A 13,565-nucleotide genomic window follows, 5' to 3' on the forward strand; every position below is an offset into this window, starting at 1 on the left:
CGATCGTAGGGGACGCTGTCTGACATGTCGGGTGTGGGACACCGCGATGTGGTGTTGCAAACATGTCGTATCTCGAGCGACCTGCACTGCCGGTGAAAGAAACTCCAGGTGAGCGACCCGATGTGTCCGTTTCGTGACAGAAGTGTTGTCGTGACGTCCGGTGGAAGTGTTTGGCACGCTCCCGGTTTTCGCGCACACTGAGGTGATGTGGTGGTGGATCGCAGTGGGATTGATGGCCTGGCTGGCAGTGTCGGTCGCCGTCGCGTTCGCTGTGGGGGCGTTTCTGCGGGTGGCAGAGCGAGAAGAGCAACTGGTCGAATTGCAGCGTGATCAACGCGATCACGCGCGGCCGCCTCTGCTGAACTGACCAACGAAATACGAGAAAGCGACATTCCGGTACTTCCCGGCGTGGGATGTCGTTCGTCGCGACACGGATCGTTACCTGCGATAACGTGCAGATGAAGCTGTGCCTGACAGAGGTCGGTTTCGCGTGCCGCTCACGACGCGGACGCACCAGAAAATTTCGGGGAGGAAATTGATGAATTCTGTCGCGAAGAAAGCTGCCCTCACTGCTGCCGGAGCCGCTGCGCTGGCATTCGCCGTCCCGGGTGTCGCATCCGCTGCCGGCCCGAACGTCTCTGCTTCCGCGGACGACACCTCGATCACGGTCGACTTCGACCTGCCGCAGGATTCCGTCGAACTCGGCGCCACCTGCGTCACCTACGTCCTTGAGCCGGGCACAGTCGACACCGCGACCCCGTCGGGTCGTATCGACAACCAGCCCGCCGGTACCGAATTCTCGGTGAGGAACACCGAGACCTCGTCGGCCACCTACGTCAAGGACGGTGCACCCGCGCAGACCGGTGCTCGTGCGCTGACGCCGGGCACGTACGAGGTCTACTGGGGGTGCCAGGACGCCGCGGGCGCCACCTACGACAACATCTTCGATGCATCCGGCCGTCCGTTCTCGAAGGCACCCATCACGGTGACCGTCGGTGGCGGCGAGGGTGCGCCTGCCGAAGGCGCGCCTGCCGAAGGCGCTCCGGCTCCCGCTTCCGAAGCAGCCCCGGCGCAGACGGGGCCGGTCTCCGACGAGCCGATCACGACGCCGGAACCCCCGGTGCAGGAGGAACTGCCCATCGATCCGCTGCAGTGGTTCCTGGACTTCCTGAGCGACCTGTTCGCACCGCAGTCCTCGCAGCCGTGAGGTGAGCCCGTGGCTCCGGCGGTGTCTTCTTCGCAGGCGCCGCCGGACCGCTACGAGGCGGTTTGGCAGAGTTCGATTCCAGAGTTATAGTGACGGCGGTCACTCACGTCGGGTGGTTGTGACCTGCGTCCGCCGGGCAGGCCGGCGTCGAGTGCGACGAGGATTGACTTGAGCACCTGCACCACCGATTCAACGTTCGACAGCTCCGCCGCGCCGGGGAGCACCGAGTGGATCAAAGCCCACCTCGCGCGGATGGACGAAGACGTTCAGGGCGACGAATTAGTAGATCGCCGCAACTGACCTCATCCGCGTGCTGCGAAGTCAGCCGCGCGTTGTCTGCAGCGCGCGGCTGTCCGCAGAGGTCGCATTCGGAGGCGCTATGACCGGTGTCCCCGGCTTCGACGGTCTCGACCTCGACGCGCTGTCCGCCCGCGCGGGAGCGAAGTGGGCGCACGCGGCAGCGAAAGGCATGCTCCCTTCCTGGGTCGCCGACATGGATTTCCCGGTGGCACCGGAGATCCGGCGTGCGCTGCACGAACGCATCGAGAGCAGCGACCTCGGATACCCCGATTGGTTCGACGGCACACCGCTACGCACGGAATTCTCCCGGCGCATGGCCGCGCGATACGGGTGGGAACCGGATCCGGATGCGGTACGTGAGCAGACCGACCTCATCCAGGCATTGCAGATCATCCTGCATCTCGCCACCGCCCGCGGCGATGCCGTCGCCATCCAGACCCCGAACTACCCGCCGTTCCTCTCCACCCTGCGTCGGATGGGTTTGCAGCAGATCGACTGTCCGTTCGTCGACACCGGCGACCGGTGGGAACTCGACTTCGGCGGCTTCGAACGCTCGGTCGCGCGGCATCGTCCTCGCGTCCTGGTTCTGGTGAACCCCCATAACCCGACCGGCCGGGTGCACACCCGTGACGAACTCGAGCACATCGCCGATCTTGCCGAGCGATTCGACATGCTCGTCGTGAGCGACGAAATCCATGCCGAGCTGATCTACGAGCCGTACCGGCACATCCCCTTCGCGTCGCTCGGCAGTGAGGCCGCTGCCCGGACGGTGACGATCACGTCGGCGAGCAAGGCCTTCAACCTGGCCGGATTACGCTGCGCCGTAGTGCATTACGGTTCGAGTGGCCTGTTGTCGCGGCGCGACGGAGAACCGTTCGATCTGTACGGGACGGTGTCGGTGCCCGCGGTGGTGGCCACGCTGGCGGCCTGGCAGCACGGCGACGCCTGGCAGGCCGATCTGCTGCGGGTGCTCGAGCGTAATCGCCGACGCGTACACGAGGTGTTGCGGGCGGAGGTTCCCGCTGCGCGGCACCACGCTCCCGAAGCGACATACCTGTCGTGGGTCGACGCCGGTCCGCTCGGAATCGATGATCCCGTAACCCGCATAGGCGAGCGAGGTGTTCTCGTCGACGGTGGTGCACGTTTCGGACGCGACTCCCGCAACCACGTGCGGATCAACTTCGCAACCTCGGATGTGCTCCTCGAGCGGATCCTCGACGGTGTGGTCGCGGGGCTGGCTACAGGCAGGCGCAGGAAAGCCCCGCCGGCGAATTGAGGGGGGAGGAGCCAGCGGGGCTCTGCGCTGCATCTCCTGTGTCGGGGAGGACTTCAGGGAGATACGGCCACGCGAAGTGGCCGGTGCCGAGTCTAAGTGAGCATGACTGTTTCGTCCAGAACCGATACCGAATGGTGATGTAACACTGAGACAAAGGGTGGCCTATGGTCTAATCGCCGACGCGGACCGGCATCGGCCGGGTGTCGTCGGGATGCCGTGGGATCGGCCCGCTCGTCGGTCGCCGACGCCGACGACGACGCCGGCTGCGGATGCTGTACCAGCAGCCCCACGCGGCGATGCACAACCCCACGGCCGACAGCAGATCCGATTCGGTGAGCCCGTGCTCGGGCGTCACCACGTAGAGGACGCGGCCTTCGATGGGACCGTTGAGTAGTACCCACAAGCCGGACGCGACGGCAGCGGCGAGGCTCGACAGCAGATGCGGGCGGGCGAGACACCAGGTGGACGCCGCGAAAAGCGAACACATGGCGACGAGAGAGTAGAACTCGACGTTCTCCATGATCGGCCACCGTCCTTCGCGCTGCGTACCCGAACCACTGTACTCAGCGCGACACCGTGCTCGCCGGAGCTGCGCGGGTGTTCTGGATTACTGCGGGGCGCCCTGGACGCCGGTGTGCTCGCGCTGCTCACGCATCCACTTGGGTGCGATGAAGACACCTTCGGCCTCCACACACACCCCCTCGGACCCGGAGATGGATCCTGTCGCGAACGCCTTCGAGCCCTCGATCCGATCGAGTTGCGCCTCACAGTGCAGGTCGCCGAGCGGGGTGGGGCGTCGATACTTCACCGTCAGTGTGCCCGTCATGCCCGGAGCCCCCGCGTGGCGGGCGGTGTCGCCGAGGAGTTGATCGAGCACCAGTGCGGAGACTCCACCGTGCACGAACCCGGCGGGACCCTCGTACCCGGCGTGGAGATGGAAGTCGGCCCACACGCGACCGTCGTCCTCGAACCGGAGGTCGAGAGGCGGGGCGATCGGGTTGCGCAACCCCATCGCGGCGTTTCCCCAAGTTCGGAAGCTGCCGGCATCGTTGAAGCGCGTGCCCCACGGGCCGGTTTCCCGATCCTGTTCGAGAATCGACTTGGCCTCAGCGAGGTGCTTGCGAGCTGCGAGGATCTCGTCGTCGCCGCCACGGGACTGGATCGACAGCAGGATGAGATCGCGCAAATCCTGGGCAAGCGGCCGGTATCGTGCAGCCTGAGCTGCGATTTCTTCGTCCGACAACCCATCGTTGACGTACAACCGGAAGGTGTCGAGCGAATCAATCATCGTCGGAATTCTCCAAAATCTACGCAAGGTGAACCCTGCTATCCGACCAGGGAACATATGCCCTTGTCAAAAGGAGTAGTCGCTGTTCGGGACTGCTATCGCCAGCGAGCGGGGGCATCGGAGTCGGCCTCGAGGGGACGCTGATAGGACAGATCGGACGTGTCGCGGGTGCCTTTGAGGAAGGCCTGCTTCGTGAAGAAAGGCGACTGCAGCAGCGATGCGTCGGCCGAAGCGGTCCACTCCACCGTCGACCTGCGCACCGCGATCCGCCAGGTTCCGTCGCGCTTCTCGAGCCGGTCGATGTAGCGACCGCTCATCAACTGCACTGTGGACGAACCCTTTCCGAGCAGTCCGACGATGGCATAGCTCTCACAGTGCGCGGTGTCGCCATCGATCTCGCACGTGTGGGTGGTGATGTTGTGGGTGTGGGCGTCCGCCGTCGCGGCATGGGTGGAGTTGGCCCAGCCCGCGTAGTCCGGACCGCTGTTGATGGTCGCACCGTGCTCGTCGACACCGTCGTCGTGGTAGGTACCGCCGAGAAGGTCGGTGTCGTGTCGGTCACACCCGCGTGCATGGTTCGCGATGCAGTCGAGAATCGCCGTCCTGTCCATCAGGTACTGCACGTTGCGTTCGAGGTCGGCCAGGTCGGTCATGCCACCGCTTCCTCGCCTACGAGGGTGGTGCGATGCAAGAGCCGTGGCGACGTGGCCGAATACGGCACGGCCCGGTGCAGCATGCCCGTGTTGTCCCACAGCACGAGGTCGCCGGGCTGCCAGTGGTGACGCAGCGAGAATCGCGGCTGCGTCGACCACGCGAGGAGGCGTCCGATCAGGCCCTTGCCCTGCTCCTCGGGCCAGCCGACGACATGCGAGGCGGTGGCGCCGATCAGCAAGGACTTGCGGCCGCTGCGCCGTGTCCACACCAGCGGATGCTCGCGCTCGGGCACCCGCGCCCACGCGAGTTCCTGCTTTTCCGTCGGCTCGGGGTTGGCGAGGCGCTGGGCTGTGGCGAAGCTGTGCACCACGCGGAGCGTCTCGAACTCGGCCTTGTCCTGGTCGGAGAGGGCCTCGTACGAGGCGTAGGTGTTCGCGAACTCGGTGTCGCCGCCCTCGTCGGATACCTGCAGCGCGGTCAGCAGTGTGCCCTTCTGAGGGACCTCGTCGGTGGCGCCGTCGATGTGCCAGTGGAAGGTGCCGGTGTTGTACGACGCGAGGACCGTCTTGGCGGGGTCGAGGCTGATCGCGGACACCTCGGGGTGGTCTTCCTGGCCGCCCATCGGCGGAACGACGACCTCACCGAGCATGCGGCTCAGTTCGACGAGGTCGCTGTCGCTGATCCTCGCTTCGCGGAATACGACGACGCCGTACTGGTCGACCAATTCCTGGCAGCGCGCGGCGGCTTTCGGATCGTTCAGTGTATGCCCGGCGACGCCGGTGATCTCTGCGCCGATTTCTTCGGAGATAGGGGTGATGTCGGGAAACAAGATGTGGCCCTCCAGGTCGAGCGAGAAGTAGATACTGATTTCTGAGAGTACTATTCTCATTGACTAAAGGTAAGATTCTCAAAGGAGGTTTGTGGTGAGGATCGGGTTGACGGGTGGTGCATCGACCACCGACAAGATCGTGCGACAGGCGCAGAAAGCAGAGGCCGACGGCTTCACGTCGCTCTGGTACGCGAGCACGGTCGCGGGCGATCCACTCGCTGCGCTCGCCGTCGCAGGTCGCGAGACGTCGTCGATCGAACTCGGCACCGCGGTGCTTCAGACCTACCCCGTCCACCCGCTGCTGCAGGCGAACCGTGTCGCCGCGGTCGCGGAAGCGATGGGCCGTCCCGGGTTCACCCTGGGCCTCGGGCCGTCGCACGAGAGTCTCGTGCGCGACGTCTACGGCATGTCGTACGACCGGCCCGGTCACAACACCGAGGAATACGTCCGCATCGTCACCGCACTTCTGCGTGGCGAAGACGTCGATTTCCAGGGTGGTGAGTGGAGTACTCGGAGCGAGGGCCGGATGGTGCGTGTCGCGCATGAGGTGCCCGTGTTGTTGTCGGCGATGTCGCCTCGAATGCTGCGTGTCGCGGGGCAATACGCCGATGGCACGGTGCTGTGGATGGCGTCGGCCAAGGTCGTCGAATCCGTCATCTCACCCGCTATCCGCGCTGCGGCGGAGAAAGCGGGCCGCCCGTCGCCGCGCATCGTCGCGGGGCTACCCGTTGCGGTGCACGACGATGCCGACGAAGCGCGCGCCGCGGTCGCTGCGACCGCCACCGTGTACGCCGGAATGCCGAACTATCAGCGTGTCCTAGAGATCGGGGGAGCGAGCACCCCCGCCGACGTCGCGATCGTCGGCACCGAAGAGTCCGTCCGCGCCCAACTGCAGAACCTGCTCGACGCCGGTGCTACCGACGTCTGGGCCGCGATCTTCCCCGTCGGCGACGACGTGCGCGGCTCGTTCCAGCGGACGCGCAACTTCCTGAGTTCGATCACCACCCGGTAGCCCCTTCCCGCGCGGGCATTGGTTTCCCACACCCGTAATTACAGCTGCGGGAAGCGAATTGCGTCGCGGGAGTTGTCCACAACTGCCGGATCCATCCACAGATCTGCGGAAATCCGTGCTCTGGGCAGGATCCGGATGTCTGGCGGTGACACTCTCGGCGTCATGACCTCACCGAAACCCCTCCGCCGCAGCGACGCCCTCAGCTCAGGACTGAGCGACTCCGAGATCCGTCGTGCGCTCCGAACCGGCGCACTGCAGCGACTCACCCCCGGAATCTATCTGGACGGCCCCACCGCCGAGGGCCTCGACGCGATCGAACGACATCGAATCCGGGCGCGAACCACAGGAGCAGGACTGCCCGACGGGTCCGCGATCAGCCATGTGTCTGCCGCGGTTCTGCACGGACTGGCATTGTGGCGACCCGATCTGAGCCGCGTCCACGTGACCCGGGCCGGGACATCCGGTGGCCGTCGCGGCACCGGACGTCATCTGCATGTGGTGCAGCTCGGCGGCGACGACGTCGTCGAGGTCGACGGAGTGCCGTGTACGTCCATCGCGCGGACGGTCGCGGACCTCGCCTGCACCGCACCGATCGACGAGGTCGTGATTGCCGGGGATTCGGCATTGGCGGGAGATCCGTCGCTGAAGACGGCACTGCCGGAGACTCTCGAGTCCCTCGGCCGACGGCAAGGGATCGCCGCAGCGCGACGGATCATCGCGTTTCTCGACGGACGTAGTGAAAGCCCCGGTGAGTCGCTGAGCCGGCTGCGAATGGAACAGATCGGGCTGCCTGCACCCTCGTTGCAGGAGGTTGTGCACACTCCGGAGGGCGAGTTCGTTGCCCGCACCGACTTCTACTGGAAGGAGCATCGGATCGTCGGCGAATTCGACGGTATGGGCAAGTACGGCGGTGACGGCCCCGACGTCTTTCGCCGGGAGAAGCTTCGGGAGGACGCGCTACGCGATCTGGGTTTCCACGTGATCCGCTGGACGTGGGCGGAACTGTCCCGATTCGACGTCGTCCGTGCCCGCTTCGAGCGGGCGGTGGAGCGAGCGAGGCGTGACCGGTGATCAGTCCTCCTTCCCGCGCGCATCCCTGCTTCCCACATCGGCGATTGTCGTTGCCGGAGACTGGTCGGCGCGCGGGAAGGGACGTGGGGTATCGGCTACCGCGGGGGCCGACGAAGGGTGATCGTCAGCAGTGTGAGCAGCCTGTCCTCCGCGCCGGAATCGACGAGCGCGACCTTGATCACCGAGTGGTCGTCGGCGTCACGGACGACTGTGCCGTGCGACCGCGCCGGCCCCTTCTTCACCTGCGCCAGATAGTGGACCTGGATGTCGGCGGCGACGAGCCCCGGTCGCATTGCGTGCGCAGCGGCCTCGGCAAGCAGGGCCTGCGCGCCGCCCTGGATGGTGCCGATGGAATTGGCGACGAAGCCGGTGAGGTCGAGCTCGAACTCTCCATTGGCGGCGTCGATCTCGCGAAGGTTCAGCCGCGAGAAGACGTCGTCGTCGATGGGGACGGGCGGGTATTCGCGAATCGTCCCGACCCACTTTTCGGGGGTGTACGACGCGACATCGCCGTGGGTCGCGGCAGAGCGGGGGAGGCGCACGAAGGTCACGAGACCGCGCGCGGCAGGGGTGAGGCCGCCCGTGCCCGAGGTGTCGATCGTGTTCGCGATTTCGCGGAGATCGGTGACGCCGTGCGTGTCGTATACGTCGGTCTCCACCAGGATCGTCTTCTTGCCGACGCGGATCAGCTTGGCGTCGATCGCGATCGGGCCCGGTCGCAGGAAGCCTGCGGCGTGGATCGACAGATCCTGCGTCGCGGTCCAGTCGGGGGAGCCCACGACCAGCGCCGGAGAGGAGGCGACGATGTCGACGAGTGTGGTGAGGAACCCGAGCGATGCCGTGCCGTCCGGGGTGCACAGCTTGTCGGTGACCGTCGCGCCCATGATGGCGCGATCCCGCGAAACCTGCAGCGACGTGATGCCGAAATCCGAGGTGAAAGTGTTGTCTGCGGACACGTCCATCCCTTCCCGCGTGGAAATGTCATTCTCAATCATGAAAATGACTCTTCCATAAAACTGGGCAGAGTGGGAGGGTCACCTTCAGTCGTGGTAACCCGACCCGTCGCCCGCCAACCGGATGTAGAGGAGCTTGTCGCGCGCAGCCAGAGCGCTGACCTCGGGCGATCCCGCCCGGAACAGGCTGCCGTTGCGCTCGACACCGAGCACGATCTGCCCGAGATGTCGCGGGTCCTGGCCGACCTCGTCGAGGTCCACATCGCGCTCGGCGATGGTGAATCCCTCTTCCGGGGTGAGGATGTCCTCGATCATGTCCACTACGCGGGGTGAACTTCGCGCGGCACCGAGTAGCCGTCCGGCGGTCTCCGACGACACCACCAACGTGTCGGCACCGGAGCGACGCAACAGATGCGCGTTCTCCGATTCGCGGATCGCGACGACGATCTTCGCGTTCGGATTGATCTCGCGGGCGGCGAGGGTGATGAGCACGGCGGTGTCGTCGCGATTCGCCGCGACGATCACCGACGCCGCGCGCTGCACTCCCGCGACACGCAGCACGTCCTGTTTGGTCGCCGAGCCGTGCACGGTCACCAATCCCTGGCCGGCCGCACTCTCGAGGACCACGGGATCGCTGTCGACCACCACGATCTGCGACGGCGGGACCTCGTCGCCGAGCATCGCGTCGACAGCGGAACGACCTTTGGTGCCGTACCCGAGGACGACGGTGTGGTCGCGGACCCGGCGCCGCCAGTTCTGGATGCGGAACGTCTGACGTGACGTCTCGGTCAGAGCTCCCAGCGTCGTACCGACCAGCACGATGAGGAAGAAGACGCGCAGCGGTGTGATGACGAGGACGTTCATCAGCCGCGCGGACGGGGTGATCGGAGTGATGTCGCCGTAGCCGGTCGTCGAGAGCGACACGGTGGCGTAGTAGATGCAGTCGAGCAGCGACAGCTCGTTGTCCTGGGCGTCCCGATAGCCGTCGCGGTCGATGTAGACGAGCACCACCGCCACGAACAGGGCGGCCAGGGCGTAGCCGATGCGACGCACGATCGCGCGCGCCGGGCTCGTCGACGTCTGGGGAACTTTCAGCACACCGACGAGGGCGAAGTCGGGGCGCTCGGTGAGCTGATCGGACCGGCTGAACCGGGCTCGCAACCTGTCGGGCATTACGTCACTCTTGCACGCGCTGCGTCGTTCCGTCGACGTTCGGCCCGGTCGGTTGTCAGCTGGCGACGACGTCGCGCAGTTCCTCGCGGGTCGTCCGATAGATCTCGACGAGGTCGGCGTCTTCGCCGCGTTCGATGCGCCGGACCCAGCTGTCGAACGCGATGCGGGAGGCCACCCCCGCCGTTTCGACGAGCAGCCGTGCGTACGAGGCGGATCGGATGCCGTGCAGGCGGTGGGTGATGTTCTCGGTGATGCGGCAGATCGCCAGAGAGTCGGCGGCGAATGCGGCTGAGCGAAGGTGGTCGTCGGAAGAGATGAGCCGTCGGGTGCGGAGCACGCGATCCCGCGCGTCGTCGGAGGACGACAGGAGACGCTGCAGGGAGCGTTCGTAGATCGACTCGATGTGAGTGAAGGTGATGTCCTCAGGCGACATGGATTCGAGCAGCTCGACGATTTCTGCTTCGAGATCGCGGTTGGGGCCCCACACCGATTCTTCCTTGGTGGGGAAGCATCGGAAGAACGTGCTCGAGGACACACCTGCGTGCCGGGCGATCTCGTCGACGGTGGTGGCCGCGAAACCTTGGCGTTCGAACAGCTCCAGTGCTGCCCGCGAAATTTCGAGCCGTGTTTCCTGCTTGCGGCGTTCCCGCAGGTTGGGGGCATGCGCGCGAGTGTCGGGCTCGGTGGTTCGGTTCATGTCGCGGCTCCTTTCGCCTCGAACCGCACGGTAAGAGTCGATGTCAATCTAACAGCCGAAATCTATTTGACAGCCACTTCCATGCAGGGTGAGACTTTCGGAGTTACCCAGGAGTGCTCGACCCACCCCCATTTCAGGAAGCAAACGGACATGCAGTCACCCCAGTTGGAAGACCAACCGACCGCCGGTCATGACACCGACATGGAGCCCGGCAGCAAGGTGCTGATCGGTGTTCTCGTGGTCGCAGCATTCGTCATGATCCTGAACGAGACGATCATGAGTGTCGCGCTGCCGCCGCTGATGGTCGATCTCGACATCACCGCGAGCACGGCCCAGTGGCTCACCACCGGTTTCATGCTCACCATGGCCGTGGTGATTCCGACCACCGGCTACCTGTTCCAGCGATTCACGCTCCGTCAGGTGTTCATCGCCTCGATGGGTGTGTTCAGCCTCGGCACCTTGCTCGCCGCGACGGCCCCGGGGTTCGAACTGCTCCTCGTCGGGCGAGTGACACAGGCCGCCGGTACCGCCATCATGCTCCCCCTGTTGATGACGACGGTGCTGCGGGTGGTGCCCGCCCATAGACGCGGCGGCATGATGGGCATCATCTCCATCGTCATCTCCGTGGCACCGGCCGTCGGGCCCACCATCTCCGGCATCATCCTGGACGCGCTCGACTGGCGCTGGATGTTCTGGATCGTCCTTCCGATCGCGCTCGTCGCGTTCGGTATCGGCATCACCTTGGTCAAGAACGTCACCGACCCGAAGAAGGTCCCGCTCGACGTCCTGTCGGTGATCCTGTCCGCCTTCGCGTTCGGCGGCATCGTCTACGGGCTGAGCAGCATCGGCCATTCGGCGGAAGACTCGAGCATCCCGGTGTGGGTGCCCCTTGCTGTCGGTGTTGTCGCGTTGGTCGTGTTCGTGCTGCGTCAGCTCTCGCGGCAGAAGGACGGCCGAGCCCTGCTCGATCTGCGTCCGTTTGCCACTCCGGCGTTCAGTATCGGGCTCGGCATGGTGATCATCAGCATGATGTCGCTGTTCGGTGCGCTGATTCTGCTGCCGCTGTACCTGCAGAACGTTCGCGGCCTCGACACGCTGGAGACCGGCCTGCTGCTGTTGCCGGGCGGCCTGGCGATGGGTGTGCTGTCGCCGTTCGTCGGACGCGTCTACGACCGCATCGGTGCACGTCCGCTCGTCGTTCCCGGTGCCGTCGTCGTCAGTGCGGCGCTGTGGTTGATGACGCTCTTCGACGTGGACTCGTCCATGACGCAGATCATCGGCACGCATGTGCTGATGATGCTCGGCCTCGCGTCGGTGATGACACCGCTGATGACGTCGTCGCTCGGGTCGGTGCCGGCCGAGCTCTACTCGCACGGCAGCGCGATCTTCAACACCATGCAGCAGTTGGCGGGTGCAGCCGGTACGGCGCTGTTCATCACCGTGATGACCGTGACCGCCACCTCGAGCATCTCCGACGGGGCCACCGAGATCGTTGCCAACCAGGACGGTATCCACACCGCGTTCCTGTGCGGTGGGGTCGTGTCGATGCTGGCAGTGGTCGCGGCGTTCTTCATCCGGAAGCCCGCGGCGGCGGTCGCCGAAGCGAAGTAGGCAGGGCACACGTAGACCTCGCGGGGCTGGTGGCTTCCCACCGGCCCTGCGAGGTTCGTGTGTGTGCGGTGTGCTTGCCTCAGATGTCGAGGAATACGGTCTCGCGTCCGCCGTCCGGGGTGTCCTGGAGCCGGATATCGAAGGTGTAGACGGGTTTTCCGTCGCGTTCGCTGCGCGTGGCGATCAGCGTGTTGCGACGGACCTCCCATTCGATCGAGCTCAGCAGCGGATCGGCGGCGTTGGCGTCGGCCTCGTCGTCGAAGTAGAGGCGGGTATGCAAGCCGACGTTGATGCCGCGCGCGAACAACACCATGAGCACGTGCGGGGCCTGCGTCGTGCCGTTGTTTCCGGGTGCAGCCCCGGGCTTGACGGTCTCGAACGTGTAGACGCCCGTGTCGAAGTCGCCTCCGGTTCGGCCCCACCCGCGGAACGACGAGTTGCCGCCCTGCGGGTCGCCGGGATGGGCGTACCGGCCGTCTGCGTCGGCTTGCCAGATCTCGATGAGCACGTCGCGGACCGGAGTGCCGGATCCGTCGAATACGCGTCCTTCGAGTGTGATTCGCTCGCCAGGCGTGTCGTCGGTGGCGAGCGTGTTGCCGAAGTTGTTCTCGAAGATGTCGAATCCGGCCTGCTGCGGCGCGAGGCCGATGTGCACGTACGGCCCACCTGTCTGCGACGGGGTCTCGGGCCGACGTACCACCATGGGAAACGGTGTGAGCGGCTGGTTCATCGGTGCTCCTATGCGTTCTCGAAGAAGGTGGCGCGGCGGCCCCGCAGCGTGATGTCGAATCGGTAGGCGCGGGCGTCGAACGGGGCATCGTTCGCGGTGTCGGCCTGGGCGATCAGGCTGCGCACCTGGTCGCGGGAGGGGATGGTCGCGGCGATGGGGCACTGCTCGATCAGTGGGTCGCCCTCGAAGTACGACTGGGTGATCAGGCGCTGTGCCCAGCCGTCTCCGATGATGGAGAAGTGGATGTGTGCGGGGCGCCACGCGTTGGCGCTGTTGCCCCACGGGTACGGGCCCGGCTTGATGGTGCGGAAGAAGTAGTAGCCGTTGTCGTCGGTGAGCATCCGGCCGCACCCCCCGAAGTTCGGGTCGATCGGCGCGAGGTGGTAGGTGTCTTTCTTGTGCCGGTAGCGGCCGCCGGCGTTGGCCTGCCACGCTTCGACGAGCGCACCCTTGACGGGGTTTCCGAACTCGTCGCGGACGTAGCCGTGCATGATGATCCGCTCGCCGATCGGCAGGCTGCCGTGCGCGAAGTTGAGGATCAGATCGTTGTCCAGTTCGCCCAGCTCGCTTGCGGTGAACAGCGGACCGGTCTTCTCCGACACCGTGTTCCGCGGCGAGATCAGCGCGTTGCGGGGGGAACGCAGAATCGACGTGCGGTAGCCCGGTGTGAGCGCGGGGGGATGCTGCGAGTGGTCGCGTTCGACGAACTCGCCGTACACGCTTCGTTCAGCGATGCTCATGAAGCCGCTCCTGTCGTGTGCCGT

At 65.6% G+C, this 13,565-nt stretch carries 15 protein-coding genes; 6 read left to right on the forward strand and 9 right to left on the reverse strand.

Features of this window, described 5'->3' with window-relative positions; genetic code table 11:
- Nucleotides 1-205: 205 nt before the first annotated feature.
- From ACZI8W_RS05360 to ACZI8W_RS05370, 3 genes are all read left to right on the forward strand, one after another.
- The gene (locus ACZI8W_RS05360) at nt 206-367 is read left to right on the forward strand and encodes a hypothetical protein (RefSeq protein ID WP_463367447.1); all 162 of its coding nucleotides are present in this window, start codon (nt 206-208) and stop codon (nt 365-367) included.
- Between the two features lie 171 nt (nt 368-538).
- On the forward strand, nt 539-1,207 hold the full coding sequence (locus ACZI8W_RS05365) for a hypothetical protein (RefSeq protein ID WP_463367448.1): 669 nt from the start codon (nt 539-541) through the stop codon (nt 1,205-1,207).
- 379 nt (nt 1,208-1,586) lie between these two features.
- Nucleotides 1,587-2,783, forward strand: a complete 1,197-nt coding sequence (locus tag ACZI8W_RS05370) for a MalY/PatB family protein (RefSeq protein ID WP_463367449.1) — start codon at nt 1,587-1,589, stop codon at nt 2,781-2,783.
- A 169-nt stretch (nt 2,784-2,952) separates the two neighbouring features.
- On the opposite strand, the gene ACZI8W_RS05375 is transcribed toward ACZI8W_RS05370, so the two are convergent.
- The 4 genes from ACZI8W_RS05375 to ACZI8W_RS05390 form a co-directional block, all read right to left on the reverse strand.
- Nucleotides 2,953-3,303: a hypothetical protein gene (locus tag ACZI8W_RS05375; RefSeq protein ID WP_463367450.1), complete on the reverse strand. Its 351-nt coding sequence runs from the start codon at nt 3,301-3,303 to the stop codon at nt 2,953-2,955.
- An 87-nt stretch (nt 3,304-3,390) separates the two neighbouring features.
- Nucleotides 3,391-4,071: a PaaI family thioesterase gene (locus tag ACZI8W_RS05380; RefSeq protein WP_463367451.1), complete on the reverse strand. Its 681-nt coding sequence runs from the start codon at nt 4,069-4,071 to the stop codon at nt 3,391-3,393.
- A 95-nt stretch (nt 4,072-4,166) separates the two neighbouring features.
- Entirely contained in the window at nt 4,167-4,724 is a 558-nt protein-coding gene (locus ACZI8W_RS05385; protein ID WP_463367452.1) for a nuclear transport factor 2 family protein, read from the reverse strand.
- A complete protein-coding gene (locus ACZI8W_RS05390) occupies nt 4,721-5,614 on the reverse strand; it encodes a TauD/TfdA dioxygenase family protein (RefSeq protein WP_463367453.1) in 894 nt (297 codons plus the stop codon). Before ACZI8W_RS05390 ends, ACZI8W_RS05385 begins: the two co-directional genes overlap by 4 nt.
- A gap of 34 nt (nt 5,615-5,648) precedes the next feature.
- Here ACZI8W_RS05390 and ACZI8W_RS05395 point away from each other — a divergent pair, with 34 nt between their 5' ends.
- Entirely contained in the window at nt 5,649-6,566 is a 918-nt protein-coding gene (locus tag ACZI8W_RS05395) for a TIGR03564 family F420-dependent LLM class oxidoreductase (protein WP_463367454.1), read from the forward strand.
- Nucleotides 6,567-6,728: 162 nt separating this feature from the next.
- Complete coding sequence (locus tag ACZI8W_RS05400; protein ID WP_463367455.1) at nt 6,729-7,637, forward strand: type IV toxin-antitoxin system AbiEi family antitoxin domain-containing protein; 909 nt, start codon at nt 6,729-6,731, stop codon at nt 7,635-7,637.
- A 95-nt stretch (nt 7,638-7,732) separates the two neighbouring features.
- Here the strand turns inward: ACZI8W_RS05400 and ACZI8W_RS05405 are convergent, their stop codons facing one another.
- Genes ACZI8W_RS05405 through ACZI8W_RS05415 form a run of 3 tightly spaced genes read right to left on the reverse strand, consistent with a single transcriptional unit; the run spans nt 7,733 to nt 10,460 of the window.
- Nucleotides 7,733-8,632: a PaaI family thioesterase gene (locus ACZI8W_RS05405; protein WP_463367456.1), complete on the reverse strand. Its 900-nt coding sequence runs from the start codon at nt 8,630-8,632 to the stop codon at nt 7,733-7,735.
- A 45-nt stretch (nt 8,633-8,677) separates the two neighbouring features.
- Nucleotides 8,678-9,763 carry a potassium channel family protein gene (locus ACZI8W_RS05410; RefSeq protein WP_463367457.1) on the reverse strand — a complete coding sequence of 362 codons (1,086 nt, stop codon included), beginning with the start codon at nt 9,761-9,763 and terminating at the stop codon, nt 8,678-8,680.
- A 55-nt stretch (nt 9,764-9,818) separates the two neighbouring features.
- On the reverse strand, nt 9,819-10,460 hold the full coding sequence (locus ACZI8W_RS05415) for a TetR family transcriptional regulator (RefSeq protein WP_463367459.1): 642 nt from the start codon (nt 10,458-10,460) through the stop codon (nt 9,819-9,821).
- Nucleotides 10,461-10,610: 150 nt separating this feature from the next.
- Here ACZI8W_RS05415 and ACZI8W_RS05420 point away from each other — a divergent pair, with 150 nt between their 5' ends.
- Nucleotides 10,611-12,071 carry a DHA2 family efflux MFS transporter permease subunit gene (locus ACZI8W_RS05420; RefSeq protein WP_463367460.1) on the forward strand — a complete coding sequence of 487 codons (1,461 nt, stop codon included), beginning with the start codon at nt 10,611-10,613 and terminating at the stop codon, nt 12,069-12,071.
- Between the two features lie 79 nt (nt 12,072-12,150).
- Here the strand turns inward: ACZI8W_RS05420 and pcaG are convergent, their stop codons facing one another.
- Both pcaG and pcaH read right to left on the reverse strand, forming a co-directional pair.
- Nucleotides 12,151-12,801, reverse strand: a complete 651-nt coding sequence (gene pcaG, locus ACZI8W_RS05425) for a protocatechuate 3,4-dioxygenase subunit alpha (RefSeq protein WP_463367461.1) — start codon at nt 12,799-12,801, stop codon at nt 12,151-12,153.
- Between the two features lie 8 nt (nt 12,802-12,809).
- On the reverse strand, nt 12,810-13,541 hold the full coding sequence (gene pcaH, locus ACZI8W_RS05430) for a protocatechuate 3,4-dioxygenase subunit beta (protein WP_463367462.1): 732 nt from the start codon (nt 13,539-13,541) through the stop codon (nt 12,810-12,812).
- Between the last annotated feature and the right edge of the window lie 24 nt (nt 13,542-13,565).

This window comes from Rhodococcus ruitaii (assembly GCF_055230935.1).

Coding starts and splice junctions, on each gene's coding strand:
- ACZI8W_RS05370 (WP_463367449.1), top strand. CDS start 1,587: ATGACCGGTGTCCCCGGCTTCGACGGTCTCGACCTCGACGCGCTGTCC.
- ACZI8W_RS05405 (WP_463367456.1), bottom strand. CDS start 8,632: ATGATTGAGAATGACATTTCCACGCGGGAAGGGATGGACGTGTCCGCA.
- ACZI8W_RS05400 (WP_463367455.1), top strand. CDS start 6,729: ATGACCTCACCGAAACCCCTCCGCCGCAGCGACGCCCTCAGCTCAGGA.
- ACZI8W_RS05390 (WP_463367453.1), bottom strand. CDS start 5,614: ATGAGAATAGTACTCTCAGAAATCAGTATCTACTTCTCGCTCGACCTG.
- ACZI8W_RS05420 (WP_463367460.1), top strand. CDS start 10,611: ATGCAGTCACCCCAGTTGGAAGACCAACCGACCGCCGGTCATGACACC.
- ACZI8W_RS05415 (WP_463367459.1), bottom strand. CDS start 10,460: ATGAACCGAACCACCGAGCCCGACACTCGCGCGCATGCCCCCAACCTG.
- ACZI8W_RS05380 (WP_463367451.1), bottom strand. CDS start 4,071: ATGATTGATTCGCTCGACACCTTCCGGTTGTACGTCAACGATGGGTTG.
- ACZI8W_RS05365 (WP_463367448.1), top strand. CDS start 539: ATGAATTCTGTCGCGAAGAAAGCTGCCCTCACTGCTGCCGGAGCCGCT.
- pcaG (WP_463367461.1), bottom strand. CDS start 12,801: ATGAACCAGCCGCTCACACCGTTTCCCATGGTGGTACGTCGGCCCGAG.
- ACZI8W_RS05375 (WP_463367450.1), bottom strand. CDS start 3,303: ATGGAGAACGTCGAGTTCTACTCTCTCGTCGCCATGTGTTCGCTTTTC.
- ACZI8W_RS05410 (WP_463367457.1), bottom strand. CDS start 9,763: ATGCCCGACAGGTTGCGAGCCCGGTTCAGCCGGTCCGATCAGCTCACC.
- pcaH (WP_463367462.1), bottom strand. CDS start 13,541: ATGAGCATCGCTGAACGAAGCGTGTACGGCGAGTTCGTCGAACGCGAC.
- ACZI8W_RS05385 (WP_463367452.1), bottom strand. CDS start 4,724: ATGACCGACCTGGCCGACCTCGAACGCAACGTGCAGTACCTGATGGAC.
- ACZI8W_RS05360 (WP_463367447.1), top strand. CDS start 206: ATGTGGTGGTGGATCGCAGTGGGATTGATGGCCTGGCTGGCAGTGTCG.